The following is a 24,209-nucleotide window of genomic DNA, read 5'->3' on the forward strand; positions in this document are numbered from 1 at the left end:
ACTTTCGATCTCTTGAATGATGGCTAATTTCTCTAAAGCTTTAAGTTTATTTTTGGACATGAAAATGCTCCCCTCACGACAAACAGGTTTTATTATTTCACCTGTCTACCGTGTGGGGAGCATATCAAAATAGCCTGAACCCTCCCAGTTCCGTAGATGTTGCAATTCTTGTGCAAGATTTCTTATTTCTCTGCCAGCCTGAGTACTGTAAGTTTTATTAAGTCTATATTTTTAAAATGAAAAGCAACCCTCTCTGCAAGCACGCGATCTGCCGTCGCAGGCGGCCTAATCTCAAAACTTACGCTAACTGGGTCTGTATGATGATTGCGAAAAGCCACTGATCGCCATTAATATTATCAAAATATGGATGAAGAGTGGCCTCTTCACTTCTTCTCGGAAATCGAGTAGTTTTTGATTCATTACAATCTTTACACGCCGGAACCAGATTCCTCGGTGATACTGCCAAAGTAGGAAAGTAGTGTTTTGGCAAGTAGTGATCGAGTGTCTTTACGATGAAATATGCGCAAAATGGACAGGTTTCATCATGGAGAACTGGATTTTTTAGTTGATCATAATAGTCGCGTCCAGGATAAGCACTTTTCTATTCATTTGATGCAGTTGTGCCAAGGGATCCTAGCCTTTTCCGGCACTATCCCCCAGGTTGATCGGAGGCCTGATTCTTGATCCCACTTCATAAACATGATACGCTAAACCAAACATATGATCCCCAAGAAGGGAATGAGGTGAAGCTCATATTGGCTTTTTCGAATCATACAATCGAACAAACCCCTTCAGCTGTGCCAACGTACATAGAAAACGAAAGCGTACTCAAGATCCGAGAAAATCCTGTTATGGAAGCTGGTATGCGCACACAGGGAAAGAAGGGCTACCGCTTTCTGGAGGACCATCTTCTTCTGTTTGTGCTGGAAGGAATGTTTACCGTCCGATATGGCAGCAACGAGTTCATTGCACATAAAAATGAAATGATTCTTATACCTAAAGCCATTATGATTCAATGGGAAAAGTCGGGGCACCCTGCGCGCGACTATTTGTTCCAATATATAACATTTTTTCTGAGGGATGATTTGCTTAGAGAGTTTTCATACATGCACACTCCTACTGCTTATTCCTCCATACCTTCCCCGCCTTCCGTTCATGTTGTGAATGAGCGTCTCTCCGGCTACCTTGCATCGTTAAAGACCTATTTCAATAAACCGGATCAAATACGCGAAGGGCTTCTTAGGGTGAAATTGCTGGAATTACTCTATGATGTAGCAGATGCGAACCATGATCATCTATGGCCGTACCCGATACAGGATCATCCGGAAAGGAAAGAGATTGTGGATGTTGTCGAAGCGAATATAGCAAATTCCGTTTCTCTTCATGAACTAGCTTCTCTATCTGGAAGGAGCTTATCCAGCTTCAAACGGGATTTCCAGGCAACCTACAATTCCTCCCCCTCTAAATGGATACGCAACAAGCGTTTGGATATGGCGCAGATGCTTCTATCCTCTTCTGCGCTTTCCGTCACAGATGTTTGCTATTCAACCGGATTTGAGAATGTGACTCACTTCTCCAAAGTATTTAAAAATCGGTTCGGCTTCTCCCCATCTGCGTTCAAAAAACAGAGATAAGCACCTTATTGCAAAACCCTGACACAACCGATTGTTGTGCGGGGTTTTTTCTTTTACTTTATTAACTTCTGCAGTTGTGAACCAAATAGACAACATTTTTTGAACCTGGGAGCAAAGAAAAGCATCGTAAGGTCAGGTAAGCTAAGAGAGTAAAAGCGAAGTTTACGAAAGGATGAGAGCAGATGCACAAGCAGTATGAACACTTACTAAGCCAAGGGGAAATCGGTAGGCACCATGTAAAAAACCGTCTAATCGTGGCTCCCATGAGCCGTACCAGCGCAACAAAAACCGGAGAAGCTACGGAGGCCATGATGCACTATTACGCCAAGTTTGCACGCGGCGGCTATGGCTTGATCATAGCGGAAGGCACTTATTCCGACATAACGCATAGTCAAGGCTATTGGAATCAACCGGGCATAGCTACCCAGCAACATGTACAAGCGTGGGAGAAAATAACGAATGCCGTTCACCAAGCAGGATCTTTGATTGTACTGCAATTAATGCATGCGGGTTCACAGGTATTAGGCAATGCTTATCGTACGGAAACCATTGCTCCCTCCCCTGTTCGCCCCAAAGGTGAAAAGCTTGCAATGGTGGGCGGCAGCGGGCCGTACGATATTCCGAGAGAAATGACTCGGCAGGAAATCAATGATGTAATCCAATCCTTTGCAGATGCCACCAAGCGTGCTAGGGAAGCCGGCTTCGATGGTGTTGAGGTCCATGGCGCGAACGGATATTTGCTCGATCAATTTCTTACGGATTATATGAATCAGCGATCAGACGAATATGGAGGAACAATCATGAACCGATTGCGTTTCATGCTGGAGATTATTCGTGCTGTGAAGAAGTCGGCAGGTGAAGATTTCATCATAGGCGTTCGCATCTCCCAAGGGAAAGCGACTGACTTTGAACATAAGTGGGCTGGTAAACAGGAGGACGCGAAGCTGATCTTCACCAGTCTGGCCCAAGAAGGCGTTGATTATATTCACGTGACAGAATATGATGCAATTGCCCCTGCATTCGAGGAGAATGGGCCGAGCTTGGCGGCGCTTGCCAAACAATATGCCAAATCCATTCCCATCATTGCTAATGGCCAATTGGATCAGCCGGATAAGGCGGAAGCTATGTTGGCTAGAGGAGAGGCTGATTTTATTTCACTTGGTAAAGGCGCTTTAGCTAATCAGGATTATGTACATAAACTGGAAGCAGGCAAGTCGCCTAGAGCATTTGATTATGCTCTCCTTCAACCGACCATCCAAATCAAGGAACAAGAACAATAACTGAAAAGATAAAATCTGAAAAATATACGTTGATGGTATTCAGAGTTAGGATGACCTAGACAAAACATTATCTCGAAACGCTCTACTAATAAATTCCTTGAGTTCCGAATTCAATTTATGTAATCTAAAAACGAAACCGACCCGTTAAGGTCGGTTTCGTTTTTACTGCTGTTCAATTTATTCATTTAGTTGAATCTTTCTATTAACAAAGATTCCTTACCCTTGCTGTAAACACAATGCCTGCTCTTCAGATGTGATACCCTTAATCAAGGCATCTTCCACAATGCGGATCACATTGCCTGAAGGATCGGCTAAGATCGTCTGCAAGGCCGCGTAACAATTATTATTTATTATACTGTCTACTTGACGGGGGGCACTTCAGATCTGGTTGGTCTTTTATTGGGCATATCGCATTTCAGATCACCTTCTGATTTACAGAACAAAGTTTATAATTTATCTTCTTTACATAAAATTTCTGCTAGATAAGTTTGTAGTTTACCGATAAAAAATAGAAATGATCTGTCTTTTTGTTCTTTATACTTCCCTTCTGCCGTAACACGTAAATAGAACTTAAAAAGAAGATCAGTTAAATCTCTAGGAATCATCGGCTCTTTTGACACGTATGCCGACATTTGTGCTAGTTGATTGTAGAGCGCTTCTTTTTGTTGATCACTTATTTCACCCATGGTCATTACGGCTATTGTAATATCTTCGATTGGTTTCCGTAGATCATTTAAAATCTTTATATATTGTTCATTATCTTGGAACATAATCAACAATTGCTCCTTGTTGTACAGATTGATAAATGGAAACTTCTTGATGGGATTGAGACATTTTGGAGGTTGATAACAACCATCCCATCCGATATCAATAATCCCCGTCCAAATCCCAGTCGTCGTAATAAGTCCAGCGCCCGTCCGCGGTTCGGTCCATATCGATTAGTAGATCGTACTCGTGGGATTCTTCCCCTCGTAACTCGGTCGTCATGCTGAAAAGCACCCGGGCATGAATGACCGCGTGGGAATCGCCGAGATAAAGCACTCTGGCGTCTAGGAGCTCATTACGGTCCGCATATCCTCCTTCGAACAGTTCTTGCAGGAATTCGCGATACGTCGACTCCGTGTAGGTCATCCTCTCCCACTCTTCAATAAAGTAGGGAGAGAGCGTCGCCATGGCCGCCTCTAGCTTTCTACCGTTCATCGTTTCGTAGTGTTTTTTTAAGTCGCTTATTAACTTTTGCGTTTCGCTAGCGTTCTCCGAACTTATTCTACCAGCCGTTTCATCTGCGTCTGCCGGCAAATCGAATGTGAAATGCACCCACTCCCTTTCCGCGATTTTCCATGTACCACCTTCCCGGCGAAGGGTGAATTTCGTTTCGACGCTCGACTTCAACGTCTGGGTTTCGGAGCGGTATCCGGCGGAGACGATGGCTACTCCGGCCGTAGTATACGTGATGTCTCCCATCCAAAAATCGTAACTTCTCCGGGGAAGTTTCCTAAGGTCGGAAGAATCCTCCCAGTAAATACGATCCGGATAATCCATCGTGAACAGATCCTCGACCGAGCCTTCTTTATTGAAATAGGCTTCCAGTTTTTCCTGGATGAGCTTTTCTGCGGAAGTGATGATCGCCGTCTGAGTTGCATTTTCCCAACCTACTTCAGCCCCAAGAGCCTCAGCAACAAAACGCAACGGAACCATCGTATTCCTATTGAGCGTAATAGCAGCTGCCGTCAACGCCACCGATTTCCCGTTGACTGTAGCAGTTGTCTTCCCAATCGTTAATTTAACTACCGTCTTGCCTTTGGCAGCCGTAGCAGTCTTCGTGTTTTGATCCCACTTTACCGTAGCTCCGAGTTTTTCAAAGATAGCTCTCATCGGGACGAACGTGTTACCCTCAGAAGAAACCACGGCCGATTGCTGGAAGGACTGGTTTACACCGTCAATCGTGACGTTAGCGTTCTTATATGTGATATTTTTCGTTGAGCTGGCTGCGAATGAAGCAATTCCACTAAAACAGATCATGAATACAAACACAAGTGAGATGGCGATTAGTTTCCTCATAAGAACCCCCATAACTTCAAATCACTTCCTCAGTTCACCTACAATACTATCGATAATTGCAATAGCGTTCAACAAAATTCGTCAATAACATACCGGCGCTCCTCGGATACCTTGATCCGATAAATAAAAAAGCCCGCGGTTTCCGCGGACTTCATTCGAACTATGTTCTTGTTGCGCCATGGACTTTACGACGTTTCGCTTTATTACGTTCTCGCACGAGCGTAATCCGTGTCCGCGAATAAATATCTGATGCAGTACAGTCCGCTAATTCCAACCAGTATATAAACGGTGCGACTGATCCAAGACGATTCCCGGTGGAAGTCTCCTCCGAGCAATGCGGAGACCAGATCCCATTCGAACAATCCGACGAGCAGCCAGTTCAGTGCCCCCACGATAACCAACGTCAACGCTAGTTTACCCATGCCTTTACCACCTTTTGCCTTCAATATCTTACAATTATCATTATGCGTAACTTTGTCGTCATTCATACGTAATGGCCTTAGCCCCTTGGCATTCAGGGCTAAGGCCACTTAGTTAATGCTTTTACTGCACGTTACGGTACCAAGATTCCGAGCTTGTCGATTTCAGCCCCCCAGTTGGGATAAGAGAACTTGATCGTATTGCTTCCCGCATTCAAATTCATGGAGGTTACATAGCTTCGAACAACGTTCCAGCTGCCCGAATCCAGCCTGATCTTAAGCAAGGTGTTCGCACCGCCGTTCAGACTGTAGTTCGGCCACCTTTCGTCGGCTGCCAGATAATTCAGCTTGACTTTGTAAGTGCCGGCTGCCGGTACGGTCACGTTGAATTGCACGGAGCCTGCGTTACTGCCCATGTTGCCGACTTTATTGCCGTTCGAGCAGTTGACGCAGCTTACGACGTTAGCGGTACCGGCAAGAGTGCCGCTTTCCGCTTCATAGTAAGTATAAGGATCGGCGGGCATGCTCGGTACGGTAGTCTTAGATATCAACACCGAGGCCCCACCGGTTTGCAGCAGAGGAATCGTCAGCGTTGAAGATGAGGTTACCGTACTTGTCGTTTTATCGATAATTTCTCCCGTGGCTCCGTCCTTATAGACATAAGCCGTGTAGTTGCCGGAGCTCAGGTTCAGGCTCGACAACGGAATCGTGACCGTCCTCGCGGCGTTGGTCATCGCCCCGATATACCAATCCGAACCGCTTCGTCTTGCCATCACGACGTGACTCCCCGGGAATCCGTCAAGGAGCTTCGTCTCATCCCATGAGCCCGGCACGACCCGCAGAAGCTCGGTGCCTTTCCAGTTCCCATAGATGTCTATGGAGTCTGCATAGTTTTGAATTTTGGTTTCATAGACGACGGACATCGCCAACTGGTGGCCCTGCGTCGTGTTCTTGTTCGTGTTGCTTAGAGCGACGGGCGTGTAGTCCATGGAGCCCAGCACGTTTCTCGTGAACGGAAGCGTGGTATTGTGGACGGCAGTCGGAGCCGGAGGCCAATACAATTTATAGCGTTCGGAGCCTAGCACCCCTTCCGAACCGATAATATTCGGCCAAGTACGCTCTTCTCCGCCCGGTTTCGTTGCGTTGTGGAAGTAGACCATCAGATGAAGCTCGGCGCAATAATCGGCTACCGACTCCAGGAAGCTCATACCGACCTGGGATTCGTTCGCCGTCATGTCCACTTTCACCCCTTTGATGCCCCAGCTTGCCCATTTACGCAGATTCATCCTGCTCGCGCCATAGGGGGTATGGACATACGGACTTGCCCATATGAATATGCCCACGTTCTTCGTGTTGGCGTATTGGACGAGATCAGCGATCGTGCCGTCGGTCCATTTCACCCATCCGGCGTCAACGGTGACGTATTCCCATCCCATGGAGGCCGCGAAGTCCACGTAATCTTTTTGGCGCGCGTAAGTATAAGGCACTTCGCGATAACCTTCGGGAACGCCCGGGTCGCCGTAATAGTCCTCGGACCACCAAGACCATGCGGCGACGCCCGGTTTAATCCAACTGGTGTCGGCGATTTTGGACGGCGGATTCAGGTTCTGCGCCAGGTTTGAATTGACGAGATCGTTGAGATTGTCCGTGATGATTACTGCCCGATAAGGAGTCTGAAAAGGCAATGCCGCTTGGATCTGCGTGCCATACTGAGCTTGGTCCGCCCCGCAGGAGAACTTCATGTTCTGACCCGAGCTCCCGGTGAGAATCGACGGGCAATACGTTCCGTCGGCGTTATAGACATTCGCTTCGGTGAATAAAGCCCAATAAGCATTGTTGTTAATGGATGCTAAGAATGGCATGGACACCGTACTGGTGTCTAACGTCGAGGAACCGTAATATTGCCAAGTCCCCTCGTAAGTGTTGACCGGCGGGAATCCCCATCCTCCCGTTCCGTTAGGAAAGTTGTATTCGGTATATTCCTTTTCGATAAACGTTTCTCCCGGCCCGGGAAGATAGTATCTGAAACCGATTCCATCATTATAGACTCTCATGTAGATTTTAAGCTGGGCGGAGCCCTTCGTAACGACGTATTCCCTTTGTACCGCGTTATCTTGGTTGGTGCTTTTTTTGCCGCCCGGTATCGTATAGGTATTGTTCCATGATGACGTGTTGGTGGATACGAACGACAGTCCCGAGTAGAAATCCGTAGCGGTCGTCTTGAGTCCCAGCCTCGATTTCTCGATGATCGTCGCGCCGTTCTTCGTGACGGTGTAGAATAATTCTCCGCCTTCCAAGTACATCGTTGCCGTGAGCGAGCCGTTAGGCGAGGATGTGGCGTACTGCGTTCCGGGATCGATCGCAAAGGCCGAAGGAACAGACGTAAGCATAATCATCCAAACCATGATGAAGCTGACTGCCTTCTTTAATGACATTAATTTCCCTCCTTAATAATGGGGTTGGCTACCTGCCAACTGACTCCATTATCTGGGAGACGGAGAGCGTTAATCTATCACAATTTCCTCAGAATCCTATCGGAAACGAACGATCTTACGCTTGAGTCGATAAATAAAAAAGCCCGCGATCTACGCGGACTGGGTTAAGGGTCAAACACGATATCGATCAATTGCCACGGAGAGAAAAACGAAGTTCGGATGTACCGCATGTTCCACGTTGCGATTCGTCTAGCTCCTTCGGAAGGATACATATCGACGTTCCACGAGATCGTGACCGCAAGGGCATCCGTCGCATCGACCGCATCCTGCTTCCTCGGCGCTGCGGATCGAATCGCTGCGAGCGTGTCCATTTTCCGCAAAACTTCATTCTGCTTGATGAGCTCCATGTCTTCCGTCAGCAGCCTCGCCCATTCCGGATCCCGTTCGTTCATCGCGTGAACCAAGCTTTCCGCCAGCTGCTCCGGCGCCGCGGCGTTAGTAAAGACCCGGGATTGTCCCGCGGCTTTGTACACCATCATCTGATGAGCCATGTCCGGCACCGTGGACTTGTGCGTCGTGCTTTCCAAGAAATGAATGCAAAAATGGCCCGAGAAATCGTTATCCGGAATGCCATCCCCTCCATGCGGCTTTCCGTTCATGGAAGCGGCGACTCGCTCTTCTCCCAACCGTACGACGATCGCTCTGCGTTTCCAGCTCCACTGCCCGCCGTAGATGAGATTCATCACCTTCGTATCCTCGCGCGTCAACGGCTGAACATCCGCATGATCGCGTCCCGCCCGCCGCTGTACTTGGAAGGATAGTCCCGTCTCTAAGTCCTCTACGGTAAAGACGCAATTTCGATAAAAAATCCGATCGGCTTCCTGCCAACGAAGCAGACGTCCGTAAGCGACCGTATTCTCCGATTGCCCGTTCGGCGCCGCAACGGCGGCGTTCGGTCCGAATAGAACCGCGAGCAGCGTCGTTGCCGCGATCCACTTCGCGGTCAGCATGATTAATGATTTGTGCAATTGGTCTCCTCCGCCCATATTTCTGATGACGTCTGGGAATCGTAACTGCTTGAAGGAAGGTGTACGCATGCGAGGAATATGGGCGCTTGGCCTTGCGATTTGGCTCAGCCAAGCCGCAGCCCCCGATGATATGACGATCGAACATGAAGGACGTACCGTAATTCGCGTGAACCGCGCTGATTATACGTTGTCCGTATTTCCGCTCATCCATCCGACGAAGCTGCAAGCACTGTTGGATTCCGTTGCCCGTCAAACCGATCGTCCGCCCGTCAATGCTCGCATCGGCGTAGGCGGCGGAATCGAATCCGAGCGGCTCGGCGTTAAGCTCGATCGCCGTAAGTTCGAAGAGCGGTGCTACGAATACTTTTATGGGAACGGCCCCTTATCGCTTCAGACGCCGCAGACCGCCGTCTATCCGAGAGTCGATGTCGAGCTGCTGTCATTGATCCGGGAAAAGCCGATCGGCAGCTACGCCACGTATTTCCGCGCCGGCAATAAGAACCGTTCGAATAACATCGCTCTTGCAGCCCAAGCGATCAACAACACGGTCGTCTTTCCGAATGAAACGTTCTCGTTCAACAAGATTGTCGGCGTACGCAACCACCAAAAAGGCTACCGGCGCGCCAAAGTAATCGTTCGGGGCGAGCTGGCGGAGGACATCGGCGGCGGTATCTGCCAAGTGTCCTCCACGCTGTACAACGCGGTCGATCGGGCGGGTCTCACGATATTGGAGCGCTATTCGCACAGCCGCCAAGTCCCTTATGTCCTGCCTGGCCGAGATGCGACGGTCAGCTGGAACGGACCGGATTTCTCGTTCCAAAACCAGTACGACCAGCCGATTCTTCTTCGCGCTTTCGCAGGGAACGGAAGTTTGTACGTTACTGTCTATTCCTCCGAATTTATCGACTTTCATCCGCGTAACGTGCCCGGCATGTCCGAGCGGCTACCCGAGGAAGTGCCGATCGACCGGGGCGTCCACTCCATGAAGTAAGCGCCGACCTCCTAAGGTCGACGCTTATTGCGGCTCATATCGATGAATAAAAAACACTGACAAACTCCATACTACCCCCGATTATCATTTCCGCTTCGATGTATCGGAGGAGATCGCTTGAGGTTGATTATCGTGTTGTCCATTATTTTTTCCCTAGGGCTATCGCCTAGCCACTCCGTTGTACCGAATTCGTCCCAAGTTATCGAAGTGCAAGATGCGATCGAATCCTCTCCTACACCCAATGATAACGATACGGTTAATCCGTACGCTTTTCGATCCGGACGTCGTACCTATCGCGCTCCCAATAGAGGTAACACGGGTGTGGTCCCCGGAACGAATCGAACCGGTCAACGCCCTAGCGATCAAGTGCCAGTCGGAAGAACTCCTGCTGCAAGACCGAGCCCGTTCGGAGGTTTCTTCGGCGGCTTGTTCGCCGGCACCTTGTTTGGCAGCTTGCTGAACCCGTTCGGCTATGGAGGCTTCGGAGGATTCGGAGGGATTAATTGGATTGGCTTATTGTTCTGGGGAGCGATCCTATACATGGCTTTCCGTCTCATTCGTCGGGTCATATCCAAACAGAGATAAACAAAAGCTCTTTCTCAAAAAAACCAAACCGGCGTTTTTAACACTGGAGCCGAACAAGAGGGATCCTCAACTGTTCACAACTGAAAGTTACTCGTCCCGTTTGTTCTTCTTGTCGTTTGATTTGCCATTCTTCTGATTCTTGTCCTTCTTCTCATGCGCCGGATTCGATTTCCCGCGCTTGTCTTTGCCTTGTTCTTTGTTCAGATGCGATTTATTCTGTTTCTCGGGCTTCTTCTTCGAATTGCCTGCTGTTATCGGGAAAGGAATGACCGGCTCCCCGCGAAGCGCTTCGCTCATCAGCTTCTGAAAGACGGCGGCCGCCGCCTTCGAGGTCGTCGTTAAATAATGGCTGCCGTCCGAATGGTCGTACCCGATCCAGACGGCGGCGACAAGCTGCGGCGTATACCCGACGAACCAGTTATCTTTGACGCCCTTCCCTCCGGTGCCCGGCATCTCCGTCGTTCCCGTCTTGCCGGCGACGGGGCGATCCGCTAGCGCGGCTAATTGGCCCGTTCCTTCGCTCACGACGTCTTCGAGCACCGAGGTCATCGTCCGGGCCACGGCCGGTTCGGTCGTCTTGACCGGCGTCGGTTCGTAAGCGCTCGGCATCGTCTCGCCATCGGCGGTCTCGATGCGGATAATCGAATGAGCCGGAATTCGCGTGCCGTCGTTCGCGAATACGCCGAACGCCTCGGCCATATCCAGCGGCGATACCCCTTCGTGCAAGCCGCCAAGAGCCAAACCGAGATTGTTGTCCGCGTCCGTAAGCGCAAGGCCGAACCGATCTGCCGCATCCACGCCGGCATCGATCCCGATATCGTTCAGCAGCCGAACGGCCGGGATATTATAGGAGTTAACGATCGCATCGGCGATCGAGACTTCTCCGTGGTATCCCCCTCCTGCATTCCGCGGTTGATAGCCGCCGTAATCGACAGGCTCGTCTAGCAGTTTATCCTCCGGGGTATACCCGCGCTCGAATGCCGGCGTGTAAACCGAAATCGGCTTCATCGTAGAGCCGGGTTGACGCTTCAGCTGCACGGCGCGGTTAAACCCGCGGAACGGTTGTTTGCCTCTCCCGCCGACGAGCGCCCTGATGCCGCCGTCGCGCGGATCGACCAACGCGGCTCCGCTCTGAATCAGTTGATCGGACACGCTTGCCGGAAACGCGGATGACTGCGCATAGACGGTTTCCGCGGCTTGCTGCATGCGCGGCTCAAGCGCCGTGTATATGCGCAGGCCTCCATGCAGCACCTCGTTCTCCGTCAGTCCGTACCGATCGACGGCCTCGCGGATGACCTGGTCGATGTAATACGGGTATTTCAACGTTTCGACTGCGCTCGTCTTGGCGGCGCTGCGTAGTCGGAGCGGTTCATGAACGGCGGCATCGTATGCTTCGGTCGTAATTTTCCCTTGTTCCTTCATCAGCTGCAGGACGACGTCGCGCCTCTCCTTCGCTTTTTCCTTGTGCGCGTAGGGCGATAGCGCCGAAGGCGCCTTGAGGATTCCCGCCAGCGTCGCCGATTGCGATAGCGTCAACCGGTCCGCGCTTATCCCGTAATAAACGTCGGCTGCCTTCTGAATGCCCCAAGCGCCTTCGCCGAAATAGACTTGATTGAGATACATCTCGATGATTTGCGGTTTATCGTAAGTCTTCTCGATCTTGTGGGCGAGCAGCAGCTCCTTCCACTTCCGCTTCCATGTGCGCTCCTGCGTTAGGAACACGTTCTTGGCCAACTGCTGCGTCAGGGTGCTCGCGCCTTGTACCGTCTTGCCGCTCGTCAGATTGGCCAGCAGCGCGCGGCCGATTCCCCGCAGATCCGTCCCGCCATGCTCGAAGAATCGTTTGTCCTCCACGGCGACGACCGCCTCGACCAAGTGCTTCGGCAATCGATCATAGCTCACGGCCTCTGTCGCGCGCTGCGGCGATAGGCGCAACGCTTCCTCATCGTTGCGGTCATAGAAGACCGTCGCCGCGGGAAGCGGCTTGTCCAGCAGGGAAACATCCTGCCTATCGACCAATATGCCGAACGCGACCCATCCGAATATGGCAATCAAGAACCCGATCGCAATGACGGCTACGAAGTACGTCCTCCATGGTTTGCCCCGCGTTGCTTTCTCTTTGATGACTGATTTCATTTCGCTTCCTCCATGCGGTGTCCGTTGACCTGATGCCCTCATAGATAACTATTCGTAACGAAGACCGAATTTCAGAGGGTTCTGCCTTCCCGCGGCGCGATAAACGCTAGATTCATATCGTTCAAACTGCGTAACGCGAAGAAAGACGCCGGGCGGACAACCGCGCCGAACGTCTCTCTCCTATCCCTTACAAGAACATCCCGTCCCGATAAGCGCTGAAGGTGCTGCCCATGCTCTTCTTGAACATTTTGCCGAAGGCGCGGACGTCCGAATAACCGAGCTCGAGCGCGATTTCCCCGACCGTCATCGACGTGTGGAACGCCAGCTCCAACGCCTTCTGGAGCCGTGTCCACCGCAAGTACTGGAACGGCGTCATGCCCGTCGCATCTTTGAAAATACGGATCACGTAATTCACCGAGAACCCCGTCAGCCTCTCCAAATCTTCCAGACTCAGCGTATCTCGGTAATGCTCCAGCAGATGGTTCTTGATCTGCAGCACCGCACCCGCGTTGCGCCGCCGGCCGCTGCCGCACGGGCCGTCCTCTTCCGCCATTCGCGACAACTCGGCCAGAATGCCCAGCAGCTCGGATTGGCACTCCAGCACCGCCGCGGCGCCGGTCTGGTGCTTGTAAGACACAAGACGGCGAAGCCGCCGGTGGACCGGCAGCTCCGAGAGGGATGCGAACAAGGTAGCGCTTCCTAAATAACCGAGAGGAGGCAGCGGAGCATCCCCGAAGTGGAACGACACGGAGATGCAAGCATACGGCAGGTTTGTTCTCTTCCAAGAGGAATGCGGAAAATGAGGCGGAATGTAGAGCAGATCGCCTTGCTTCATCTCGTAGACCGTGTCCTCCACCGGGATGAAGCCTTCGCCTTCCGTCATGTACTGCAGTTGATGGTGCTTGATTTGCCGCTCTGGCATCGACCAACTATCGCTGGCCACGAACTGATGAGCCAGTGCGACATAGGGAGGACAAGCACCCTCATGCCACACTTCCGAATCTTCCTGCGGCTTGCCCGTCTGCTGCTTCATAGCGAAGGCAGGTGCTTCGTCCGCTCCGCCCAGTCAGTGCCCAGAGACATGACTTGTTCCAGGTGCTTCTGTCGTCCGGGCCGCGCGCCACCGCGCATCGCCGGGCCGTAATAATGGTCTCGGGCATAGTGGTAATGCGCGAGACACTGTTCTTCTAAGTCCTCCAGTGGCTGCTCTCCGCCGAATCGTTGGCAAGCGTTGATCGTGAACATTCGCCGATAACCGTTGCCGCCCCACGAGGAGTGGAACGTCTCGTGCTTGAACACGAGCACGTCTCCCGGAACGACATCGAGAGGCACCGCCGGCACTTCGCTTCCGCCGATTCCCCAGTGATCCGCGGAATGCCAGATTTTGCCCATCAGATCCTGGTAGAACTTGTCGTCGAACTGGTGACTGCCGGGAATGACCCGGAGCGCGCCGGTGGCGGCGGTCAGCGGATCGAGGTAGAAGGCGATCTTGATATGCTTGCGGCGTCTCTCCTGCCCGTCCGGATGCCAAGGCGTGTCTCCCGAATAGAAGTTGCCGTCGCTGCCCATGTAGTTGTAATCGCTTCCGAGCAAGCTCGTCAGAATGTCGTCGATCGCCGGATGGTCCAGCAGCGCGCTAAGCTTCTCCCGTTGGTCGATGAACGGCACGATCATCGTGCGCTTGGAGCCGTTATGCTTCAAGTTCGGGAACATGGGGAATACGTTCTCGAACTCCTCTTGAATCCATTCGATATCCGCCTTCAACAATCCGGGAAATTTGATAAATCCGAACGTGTCGAAAAAATCGATTTGCTTGGCGTCCATAGGCTCCGATCATCCTCTCGCATTGGTGCGGTTTTCCACATTATACTGCACGATTGGCCATATTACAGCGCGTTATTCATTCATAATGGGGTTCGATATCACACGATACATTCGGGAGTGTCCGGTTAAAACAAAACCTCCGCGATGGATGCGGAGGTTGAATAATGAATGATCTAGCGTTACCTACTTTAACTTGGAAGTGTACGATCCGTAACTGAATCCCTCCGGAGGCAAGCGATCCGGATTGTGATCTTCCATTTCGCCCTCAGTCCACTCTCTCAACTCGCGATCTTCATCAGATTCTTCCTCGACATCCGGCTCAGGCGGATCGATATCGAACTTATTCTGTATCCACTGAATGATATCTCTTGCCCGATCCGTATCGAGCTCTTGGAGTGTCTGATACACTTCCATAATCGCATTTTCCCGTACTTGATCTCCGCTCTGCAGCGTCTTATGGCTATGGCCGACATCTGTATAAGTGATGCCCCCGGCATGCATATGGATATGCGGTTCTTTGTCTCCGCTTGGATAGTAATCATCCTGCAATTGAGCTACGCCTGTATTGGAAGTATTGCCTGCCGATAACTTGACGGGCGATTCTGTCTTCAACTGCATCGCCTGCTCGCCCATCTCGTCCGCTTCCGTTTCCAAAGATTCGTCCTCGTTAACGGCAAGGCCTTTGGCCTGTACGGTGGCGTTCACTCTTCCTTGTCTTTGTTGAACGACATGCCAGGCTTCGTGCGGGAGGTGTTTCTCCTGGCCTGGTCCCAGGTGAATATCGTTCCCCTTCGCATAAGCCAGCGCATTCAATTGGGCTGGTTTATCGGAGTTATAGTTGACTTTTACATCCGAGACATCAATCCCCGACAGCGCCTCTACCCCGGCTTTCAATTGATCGGGCATACCCGTATGATTCTCTCTTTCCTGCGATTCCGGTTTCATGAACTGCATAGCTCCCTGATTGCCGAGAGCTCTCTGCAGTTGGATAATCTGTTCCGCTGAGGATCGAGCTATAGCCGGTGAATTGCGATTCGTTGATTTCGTGGATGGATTGGAATGAGTGCGACTAGCATGAGAACGTGTACTCAACTTAACACCGCCCTATGTCTCAAATATATAAATTATACCATTACCATCGAATTACAGATAGATGAAGATAATCAGACGAGAAGATCTATCGAATGTCGAAATCAAACGCCTTGTCCGGATACGGCTCGTTCTTCAGCGTGTAATGCCACCATTCCTTCCGATACGCCTCGAAGCCATGCTTCTCCATGACCTTCTTCAGCAGGCTGCGGTTCGCCGCTTGTTCCGCCGTTATCCCCTTCGTTCCGTGAGACGATATCTCTCCCAAGAGATCATATGGGCTGCCCATGTCCAGCTCTTCATCGGTATTCGCATCGACAAGCGACAAGTCGATGGTGCTGCCTCTCGAATGGCCCGAGCGCTTCGCCAAATAGCCAAGCTCGAACACCTGCTCCTTGTCCACCTCTGGATAGAATACGTCCTTCATCAGGTTCTGATCGGGATCGTCCGCCCAACGGATGAAGTGGTCGACTGCTTTCTGCGGCCGATAGGCATCGTATACTTTAATCTTAAGTCTTCGCGGCTCCAGCTCCTCGGCTGCCTTCCGAAGAGCTTTCGCAGCTTCTTGGGTCAGAATGGCCAGCGGCGCTTCGTAGCCGTCGATTCGTTCCCCGACGAAGTTATACGGAGAGTAATACCGAATATCGAGGATAGCCGTCGGAATAAGCTCGTCCACGTATACGAATCCCTGCGGGAGCTCCGCTCTGGCATCGGGAATAGGCGTAGGCGATGGAGACGGTGTTGGTGACGGTGTGGGTGACGGTGTTGGTGATGGCGTCGAAGTCGCGGTCGGCGTAGTCGTCTCTGAAGTCGATCCTATCCGCGAGACAGGTTCGACCTCTACCGCTCGTGACGTGCATCCTGCCATGAGCAGCAGCGTGACGACCAGCATGCCTGGTATCGCCTTGGTCTTCCGCGGAAGTGTCATGTGACTGGGGGTCTCCTAATCGTGATCGATGATGTCCTGAATCGGCTTGCCCTACTTTCTTAAATTCTATCATTAACTGTCGAGATGAGATACGGGGAGCGTTAATCGCATTAATAAAACACAAACGGCGCCTGCTTCCGAAGAAGCGGCGCCGTTCGTGCAATCAAGCTGTCTTAGCGTACCGTGATTGTCATCTTGGAGGTGGCGGTTGCGCCGGCGTCATTGATCAATCTGGCTTCGTATACGTAAGTTCCCGGAGCTCTGCCGGTAATCGTAGTCGAAGCCGATTGCGCGTTCGGCGTACTGGCGACCAGACTCTGCGAATCGATACGAATGCCGTTCTCGTACAGCTCGTAGCTTGTCGCGTTCGTCCCCCACCATAGATTCATCGTTACGCGATAATTGCCGTCTTGGTCCCAGTTATCGTTAGACAACACGGCTTGCCCCGGCGATGCATCCGTTACGGTTACGGTCATCGGCGCGCAGGATGTCGAACCGTACGCATTGCTCAGCTCGCAGGTATAGACGTAAGTGCCGTTGTTCCGGGCGGTAATGACGAAGTCCGCGGATTGCGCGGTCGGCGAGCGGTCGGATAAGTTCACGGTACGTATAAGCGTTCCGTTCTCGTACAGCTTAACCTTCGTGCCGTTGTTGCCCCACCAGACATTCATCTTCACCGTGTACGATCCGTCTCTCAGCCCCGTGTCGTATCCGTTGTCGTTCGAGAGAACGGGTACGCCGGGCGCGGCGGTCGCATGGTCGGTCGGCGGCGTGAGATCGATCGTGAACGAGAGCGACTTCAGACTCTCTTCGTTCCCTTCTTGGTCGATGCTCCAATACCGAACGGTATGCTCCCCCTCCGTCGCGATCGTCGTCTGGGTCCCGATTACCGGCTCGCCATCGTCGATCTGATAATAAGTCGCAGCAACGCCGGAGTCGTCATCGGACGATACGAAGGCGATCTGGACGGCGGATCGGTACACGCCCGCCTGCAGGTCTCCGGTTGTCACGGCGGACGTATTCGGCGGAACTTGGTCAGGAGCAGGCTCGTCAATTACGTCTTTGTACAAGACGATGTTGTCGAAGGTCCCTTTGCCGCCGGCGGCGGTCGCTCCAAGCTTCAACATTAGCTGAACGCTTCCGGTTACGTTCGCGCCGCTAGGACCGGCTGCTACGGCGACGTTGTCCAGATAGAGCGTGAAGTTCCACTGCGTGCCGTCGTGCGTGAAGGTCACTTTGAAATGATGCCATGCGTCCTTCGAATAATACTTATTGCTCCATGTGTTCCACGGACGAAGATTCAGCTCATTGCCCTGCGCCGGGCCGTCGCTGTCATAGAATCTCGAGCTCCACCCGAGATAGAGCGCGTTGCCTGTAGCCGTGCCGCTGCCTCTGAAGTCGTATTCCAAGGTGTAGTTAACGTTCGGCTCAAGCGTGATCGAAGGGAATTGATACATGCTATTGTTGTCGGTCTGCGTGATCTCGAGCGCCTTGCCGCCCACTCCGCCCGGAGCGGCGACGATCGCGCTGCCGGTGCCTGCCCATCCGATCACTTCGCCCGGCACGCTGCGCGAGTCGAAGTTCTCCTCGAGCAGGACCGCGTAGTCATCGTCGAACGCTGCCGTTACGGTGATCGCTCTGGCTGGCATTAGGAATGCGAACTTGTTGCTGCCTGCAGGCGTTAACGCGACTTCCGTGCCATAACCGTCTAGCGTAGCCGCGATGGACTTCAGTCTGTAGCCGCTCTCGCGGACGACGGTAAGCGTGACGGTATCGCCTTCGGCCGCGGTTACCTTGTCAGCGGTGATCGAGCCGCCGGTAACTCCGCCGGGAAGCGTGACCGCATATTCGACACCCGAATTCTCGCCTTGATAGAGCACGACGTTGTCGAAGTAGTTGATGCCTCCGGTCCCGCCGACCTTCAGCATCAATTGCTGGTTGAGAGAGACCGCGCCGTTCACGCTGTTCTCGTCTACGAGCACGCCGTTCAGGAACAGTCTGACGGTCCACTTCGCGCCGTTATGCTTGAACTCCGCTTTGAAGTGGTGCCAGGCGTCCTTCGCATACGATTTCGCGATCCAGCTCTGCCACATGCGCAGATGCAGCTTGCTCGGATCGCTGCCGCCGTCGCTGTCGTAGAATCTCTCGCTCCACCCGAGGAAGAGGGCGTTGCCGGTGCTTGTGCCTTTACCCATATAATCGTATTCCAAGGTGTAGTCGATCCCGGATTCGAAGTTGATTAACGGGAATTGATACAAGCTATTGCCGCTCGTCTGCGTGATCTCTAGCGCCTTGCCGCTCCCGCCGCCCGGTGCGGCGACGATGGCGCTGCCGGTGCCTGCCCATCCGCTCAGTTCGCTCGGCGCATTGCGAGAGTCGTAGTTCTCCTCGTAGAGGACGACATAGGGAACGTCCCGTTCCTCGAATGCGGCCGTCACGACGACAGCTTCATCAGGCATGAGGACGATGTGACTCCCGCCTGCGACCGATTGATTAATGCCGTTAATCTTCAGCCAAGACAGTGCGTACCCGTCTTGCGGAGCGATGGTCAGAGTGAAAGTCTCGCCTTCGGTAGCGGTCGTCTTGTTCGCCGTGACCGAGCCGCCCGTCATTGCTCCGGGAACCGTAATACTGTGCGGCGTCTTCACGACCTCTTGCTGACCCTGATACAGAAGGAAGTTATCATAGTATGCTTTGCCGCCCACATCGCTCAGGTAGCCGTTCTTCAGCTTCACGGTCTGGCTTCCGGTAGCCGTAGCGGTAGCGACCGGTCCGTTAGCCATGAGGACGTTGTCGATATAGAGCGTGAACGACCATTTCACGCCGTCATGCCTGAATTGTAACTTGAAGTGGTGCCACTGGTCCTTGGCGTACGTCTTCGCGCTCCAGGTGCTCGCCGAACGGACATTCATCAAGCCGTCCACCGGCGCGTCGCCGTCGAAGAGCCTCTGGCTGTCATTGAAGAAGAAACTCGTTCCGTCGATGCCGCTATCGCCTCTGAAGTCGTATTCGAACGTATAATCGACGCCCGACTCGAAGGAAATCCCAGGCAATTGATACAGGTTATTGCCTGCGACTTGCGTAATCTGAACCGCCTTGTCGCCTGCGTCGCCATCCGGACGATTCACGATCGCCGCGCTATCGCCTGCCCATGCCCCTCCTCCGACGCTGACGCTAGCGTTGAAGTTCTCTTCGTACAAGACGGCATAATCGTTGTCGGCATCTAGCGCGACGAACGTAACCGTCACGGTAACGTTCTCGTCCGGCATAGCGAACGCATACTGATTATTGCCCAGACTGGTCAAGCCGGCCGCGCTGCCATTGACCTTGAGCGAACCGAGCTGCAACCGGTATTCCGGGTTCGGAGCAACGGTCAGGGTGACCATCTCTCCCTCGATCGCTTGCGCTTTATTCGTCGTGACGCTGCCGTGCGCCGCCAATCCGATCGTTACGTTGTGCGCCGTAGGTACGGGAGCTTCTCCCGCCACGATGACGAACACCGGCTTCTCGGTCACTCTTACGGTCACTTTGCCGTTCGCTAATTGAGACAGGATCGACGTCGTGACGCCGGTCGCATTCTTGTGCTCCAGCTCGACCAGCTTGATGTCCTCGACGTCCGCGAGATCGATGTTGGACAGATCCAGCTCGTAATCCACGTAGTTGCCGGCGATGTCGCCCTTGGACGTACCGAGCCAGAGCGCGAAGCCCTTGCTGTGATCTTGCTCTTCCTCGTCCTTGCCTTCGTTCTCGTCGTCGTGGCCGAACCGGAGGACGTTCAACGCGTTCGCTGGCGTCGTGTTGTTATTGCTGAACGCGTTGCCCGCCGAATCCCACGGTTCTACCTTCTTCGTATACGTAGGCGTCTCTACTTCCTGCTCGAATTGCATATCGCCCAGCCAGTTGCGCATGGCCGCGACATAGTACCACGCAGGCTTCTTGGCGGTCGTACCTTCGCCTAGTACCTCTTGCGTATCCAGATAGCCGCTCGTGTTGAACTTGCCGGTCGTACCCGTTCCCGAACCGCGCAGCATGAACTGCTGGGCGCGATCCACGCCCCAGGACGCCAGGAGCAGGAATTCCCTGACCATCCAGCGGCCTTGCATCTCGAACCCGCCGGCTACGTTCTGCAGCGTTGCCGGATTATTGCTGCCCGGTAAGCTGGCATAATGAGCCGGGTCCAATTCGAGCTGGGCATTGACGCCCGGATAGTAAGTCTGATTCGCCTTGGCGCTCGTCGCCGTGCCTTGGGCGGTATCCCAGCCAAGCTCGGATAGCCATACTTCGGCATTCGGATAATACAGCGAGCGAAGATTCATGACCCACTTCATGCCGTACTCGAGCGGAACGTCCTGGTTCCACGTCTGATGGGTCCACTGGTCTTCCTCCGGCGCCACGCCGCCGATCGGTCTGCCGTTCGCGACGTCCTTGGAGTCAGGCGTATAGTGGTGCACGTTCAGTACGTCTACCGGGAACTGCTCGAACCGGTACAGGAAGTTCTCTTGCGCTGCGGGATTCTCTTCGCCGAGCAGCGCTTGCGCTCTCGTATACGGATGCGTTCTCCCGGTATCGTGCGTTCTGTAGTAGGATCCTCCGACGAGGACATAGTTGAATGCCAGGTAATCGTCTTCGGTTCTGTAGGTGAGGAACCACTCCGTCATTTCTTCCATGAACTTGAGGTCGAGACCGCCTACGCCCGCGATGGACAGCTTGGCGTTCGGATCGGCGTTCTTGATTCCCACGCCGGAGTATGGCTTGCCGGTCGCTTCTTCGGTGTAGATGTAGTTGCCGCTCCGGGAGTTAACCGGGATGTCCGTATCGTGAATCCAAGCTTTCATGGAATTCATGTGGCCATCGTAGTCCGCGCTGGTCATGGCCGCGAACTCGTAGCCGTTCACGCCCTTGAGGTTCAGCTCGTTGCCGTTCTCGTAATATTCGATCAGGTTGAGCCCGATCTCCTTGGAGGTGCCGGGGGCGACGTGCACCAGATCCGGATCGATGGTGCCACCCTCAGCTATGCTCTTGGCGCTGCCGTATCTCGCGACGTGCTGCCAGAAGCTCATGGCGTGGGCCAGATAGGAATTCGGGTTCTGTCTGTCCCCGTCGCCTTGGAAGTTCGGGATCATGAACGCGGGATCGGTTCGATTGGCATCTCCGACATGCAGGTTCTGCATGCACAGATAGACGATCGCGCCGGCGGCCTTCATGTTCCTGTAGAACGCGTCGAACGCGCCCCAGGTATTAACGAACGCAACGAGCGGCTTCTCGGGATCTTCGATCATGCGCGGATCGTTGTCGCCGTAGCCGAGGTCGTTGCCGACCATGTATTCCGTCCACGCCCACGTATGGTATTCTCTCGTCGTTCCGCTGATCGGGACGACGAATTCATTGAGGTTAGGGTCGTTGAAGAAGCTGTTCGTGCCGACGGACGTACCGAAGTCGATGTCGAAATCAGGTACGGTCTGAGGCTCTTTGTTCCAGTCGATCGGCACGATGTCCCGCTTGGCGCTATCCGCGACCAGCGGTTCGAGCGGCAGGCCGACAATGACGAGCTCGGACAGGTTGACGTCGCGGTCGACCGTAATGATATCGTCCGCGAAGTTCTTATACTTGTAAGTCCCGCCGCTCAGCTTCTCGATCTTGAGCTTCGTGGCGTTCTTGATGTCGTCGTAGTCGTAGACGGCCCCGAAGCTTGCCGGACTTGCGAGGTCCATCCGCACCCAGCTGTCGTCGTTGTTCATCGCGCGGGTGAACAGCTCCACGTATTGATCGTCCACATAGGCGGACACCTTGACCGAACCGCCGGCGACCTGCCACTGGCTGGTCTGGCCCGGTATGGCGTTCGATGTGGCGCCGTACGCCGCGCCGTCGAACAACCATAGCTCCTGTAGCGTATGCTTCTGATTGAGCGCGATCTCGAGCGCGTTGCTGCCGCCTTCGCCCGTTCTCCATACGCTATCGTTGGTCGGAAGCGCTTTCACTTCATTGCCGAGAATCGGCCAGTAGCCGTTCGGAGCCGCTGCGCTGATCTCCTCGAAAGTCGTGAAGTTCTTGTAGCTGTCGTATCCGTCGAACAACAGGTAAGGCGATCCGTCGACCTCGGACTTGCCGTCATTGCCCAGCCAAGACCGCTGCACCGCCGCGACATGGCTGCGGGTGATCGGCTTGCCGACCATGACGAAGCTCGACAGGTTGACGTCGGTGTCGAAGTTCCGGTAGACGTCGGCACCTTCCCACCAGTGGTATTTATCCTCGCTCACCTTCTCGATCTTGATCTTCGAGACTCTCTTGATTTGCTCGTAAGTAAGATTCGTATGGTTGGCGAAAGCGCTCAGATCGCTAAGGTCTACCTGCACCCAGCTGTCGTCGTTGTTCATGTCGTACGAGAACAGCAGTTCATATCTCGATTCTTCTTCCAAATAACCGTACACGTTAATAGACCCGCCGATGACTTCCCACTTGCTGCCCACGCCTAGCGGATCGCCAGGGACGTCGGGAACGGGGTTACTCGGGTCGGTGAAGTTCCAATACGCCGATGGACGGTACGCGCCGCCGTCGAAGAACCAGAATTCCTCCAGCTCATGCCGCTGCTTGAGATCAATCTCGAGCACTCTGTTCAAGTTCCATGCGCTGCCGGCTCCCGATCTCCACACCTTGTCGGTGTTGCCGTTCGGGATCAGCCGGTCGGCTTGGCTCAGGATCGGCCAGTAGCCGGACGGACTCGCCGCGCTGATCTGATCGAACGTCGTGAAGTCCTTATAAGTCTCGTATCCGCGGAATAGCAGATATGGGTTGCCGGGATTCGTATTGTCTCCCTTCTCGCCTAGCCAAGATCTCTCTACGCCGATGACATGCTTGTCGCCTATGGTGATCCAATCTTGTTCTCCCACGGAGACGTCGGCCGTCGCGCGGCTGACGACGTTGGACAGCGCGCCGACGTTCGACGCCTCGTCGGAAGCGCGGATCGCGAAGTAATAGGCGGTGTCGGCCGTAAGTCCGGTGACGTCGAACGACTGGCTAGTGCCCGCGACCGCCGGCGTCGGCTCGCCCGTCGCTTGCGTGGCGGAAGCCCAGTTGCCGGCCGTTATCGTCGACGTGCTATAGCGGATGTCGTAGGATGCCGCCGTGCCGGTCGCGTTGTCGTCGCCCGGAGCCGTCCACGTCAAGTTGACGTTCGCGGTGCCTGAAGTCGGAGCGGCCAGGTTGGAGATGGCTGCCGGCGCGGTCGTATCGCTGCCCGAAAGTTCGCCGTAGATGACGATTTCCGAGAAGTTCGTCGAGGTCGTCGTCATGCCGACCCGAATATATCGCGTCGTCACGCTGACCGGATGCGCGTTCCACGTCAAGTACCCCGTCAGCGGATCGGTGAACAGCGAAGTCCAACTACCTGGGCTACCGTAGGAGAACGTCACGTTGGCATTGCCGGGGCCATCCCGTAAGTAGATGTCCGTCACGTTGTAATTCGACCCCAAGTCGATGTACGCGTAAGCCGGGAGCAGCGCGTTGTTCCAACCCGGCTGCCAGTTGGACGTCGTCGCGCCTCCCGTGCCGCCGCGGGGATCGCCCGCAAGCGACTGCTCGTCGACAAGCCTCCATGCTTCTCCAAGACCGGATTCGTTCGTCACCATGCCCGTGTTCAATGCGAGCTTCGTGCTTGCCGCTTCCGCCCTGTTCGGCGGAGCGACGACAATGCTGCCGACGACCGTAACGATTGCCAGCAAACTTTTCAACCATGCCGATAGACCCTTCATCCATTCATTCCCTCCCTTGATATTGAGATGCACCTCAATCCTATCAATAGG

Annotated in this window: 14 protein-coding genes and 1 pseudogene; 3 read left to right on the plus strand and 12 right to left on the minus strand. The window is 53.6% G+C overall.

Features of this window, described 5'->3' with window-relative positions; all coding sequences use genetic code 11:
* Positions 1 to 298 precede the first annotated feature (298 nt).
* A pseudogene (locus ACFQZG_RS00005) lies at positions 299 to 523 on the minus strand (hypothetical protein); the annotation flags it as partial.
* A gap of 157 nt (positions 524 to 680) precedes the next feature.
* Here ACFQZG_RS00005 and ACFQZG_RS00010 point away from each other — a divergent pair.
* Together ACFQZG_RS00010 and ACFQZG_RS00015 are read left to right on the plus strand one after the other, a co-directional pair.
* A complete protein-coding gene (locus ACFQZG_RS00010; RefSeq protein WP_378148923.1) occupies positions 681 to 1,634 on the plus strand; it encodes a helix-turn-helix domain-containing protein in 954 nt (317 codons plus the stop codon).
* Positions 1,635 to 1,816: 182 nt separating this feature from the next.
* The gene (locus ACFQZG_RS00015; protein ID WP_378148925.1) at positions 1,817 to 2,914 is read left to right on the plus strand and encodes an oxidoreductase; all 1,098 of its coding nucleotides are present in this window, start codon (positions 1,817 to 1,819) and stop codon (positions 2,912 to 2,914) included.
* A 446-nt stretch (positions 2,915 to 3,360) separates the two neighbouring features.
* Here the strand turns inward: ACFQZG_RS00015 and ACFQZG_RS00020 are convergent, their stop codons facing one another.
* From ACFQZG_RS00020 to ACFQZG_RS00040, 5 genes are all read right to left on the minus strand, one after another.
* Positions 3,361 to 3,684 (minus strand): hypothetical protein, encoded by a 324-nt coding sequence (locus tag ACFQZG_RS00020; protein ID WP_378148927.1) that lies wholly within the window; start codon positions 3,682 to 3,684, stop codon positions 3,361 to 3,363.
* Positions 3,685 to 3,781: 97 nt separating this feature from the next.
* Positions 3,782 to 4,975, minus strand: a complete 1,194-nt coding sequence (locus ACFQZG_RS00025; protein WP_378148928.1) for a copper amine oxidase N-terminal domain-containing protein — start codon at positions 4,973 to 4,975, stop codon at positions 3,782 to 3,784.
* A 203-nt stretch (positions 4,976 to 5,178) separates the two neighbouring features.
* Complete coding sequence (locus ACFQZG_RS00030; RefSeq protein ID WP_378148930.1) at positions 5,179 to 5,397, minus strand: DUF378 domain-containing protein; 219 nt, start codon at positions 5,395 to 5,397, stop codon at positions 5,179 to 5,181.
* A 131-nt stretch (positions 5,398 to 5,528) separates the two neighbouring features.
* Positions 5,529 to 7,829 carry a glycoside hydrolase family 97 N-terminal domain-containing protein gene (locus tag ACFQZG_RS00035; protein WP_378148932.1) on the minus strand — a complete coding sequence of 767 codons (2,301 nt, stop codon included), beginning with the start codon at positions 7,827 to 7,829 and terminating at the stop codon, positions 5,529 to 5,531.
* 164 nt (positions 7,830 to 7,993) lie between these two features.
* Positions 7,994 to 8,857, minus strand: a complete 864-nt coding sequence (locus tag ACFQZG_RS00040) for a hypothetical protein (protein ID WP_378148934.1) — start codon at positions 8,855 to 8,857, stop codon at positions 7,994 to 7,996.
* Between the two features lie 67 nt (positions 8,858 to 8,924).
* Here ACFQZG_RS00040 and ACFQZG_RS00045 point away from each other — a divergent pair, with 67 nt between their 5' ends.
* The gene (locus ACFQZG_RS00045) at positions 8,925 to 9,848 is read left to right on the plus strand and encodes a VanW family protein (RefSeq protein ID WP_378148936.1); all 924 of its coding nucleotides are present in this window, start codon (positions 8,925 to 8,927) and stop codon (positions 9,846 to 9,848) included.
* A gap of 672 nt (positions 9,849 to 10,520) precedes the next feature.
* On the opposite strand, the gene ACFQZG_RS00050 is transcribed toward ACFQZG_RS00045, so the two are convergent.
* The 6 genes from ACFQZG_RS00050 to ACFQZG_RS00075 all read right to left on the minus strand — a co-directional run bounded on the left by ACFQZG_RS00050 (position 10,521) and on the right by ACFQZG_RS00075 (position 24,158).
* Positions 10,521 to 12,569, minus strand: coding sequence for a transglycosylase domain-containing protein (locus ACFQZG_RS00050; RefSeq protein WP_378148938.1), 2,049 nt, complete (start codon positions 12,567 to 12,569; stop codon positions 10,521 to 10,523).
* Between the two features lie 187 nt (positions 12,570 to 12,756).
* Complete coding sequence (locus ACFQZG_RS00055) at positions 12,757 to 13,602, minus strand: helix-turn-helix transcriptional regulator (protein WP_378148939.1); 846 nt, start codon at positions 13,600 to 13,602, stop codon at positions 12,757 to 12,759.
* The gene (locus ACFQZG_RS00060) at positions 13,599 to 14,393 is read right to left on the minus strand and encodes a phytanoyl-CoA dioxygenase family protein (RefSeq protein ID WP_378148941.1); all 795 of its coding nucleotides are present in this window, start codon (positions 14,391 to 14,393) and stop codon (positions 13,599 to 13,601) included. Before ACFQZG_RS00060 ends, ACFQZG_RS00055 begins: the two co-directional genes overlap by 4 nt.
* A gap of 183 nt (positions 14,394 to 14,576) precedes the next feature.
* Positions 14,577 to 15,338, minus strand: coding sequence for an eCIS core domain-containing protein (locus tag ACFQZG_RS00065; RefSeq protein ID WP_378148943.1), 762 nt, complete (start codon positions 15,336 to 15,338; stop codon positions 14,577 to 14,579).
* A 232-nt stretch (positions 15,339 to 15,570) separates the two neighbouring features.
* On the minus strand, positions 15,571 to 16,410 hold the full coding sequence (locus tag ACFQZG_RS00070; protein WP_378148944.1) for a M15 family metallopeptidase: 840 nt from the start codon (positions 16,408 to 16,410) through the stop codon (positions 15,571 to 15,573).
* 173 nt (positions 16,411 to 16,583) lie between these two features.
* On the minus strand, positions 16,584 to 24,158 hold the full coding sequence (locus tag ACFQZG_RS00075; protein WP_378148946.1) for an InlB B-repeat-containing protein: 7,575 nt from the start codon (positions 24,156 to 24,158) through the stop codon (positions 16,584 to 16,586).
* Positions 24,159 to 24,209 lie beyond the last annotated feature (51 nt).

This window comes from Cohnella sp. GCM10027633 (assembly GCF_042675445.1).
In the GTDB taxonomy this organism is placed as follows: domain Bacteria; phylum Bacillota; class Bacilli; order Paenibacillales; family Paenibacillaceae; genus Cohnella.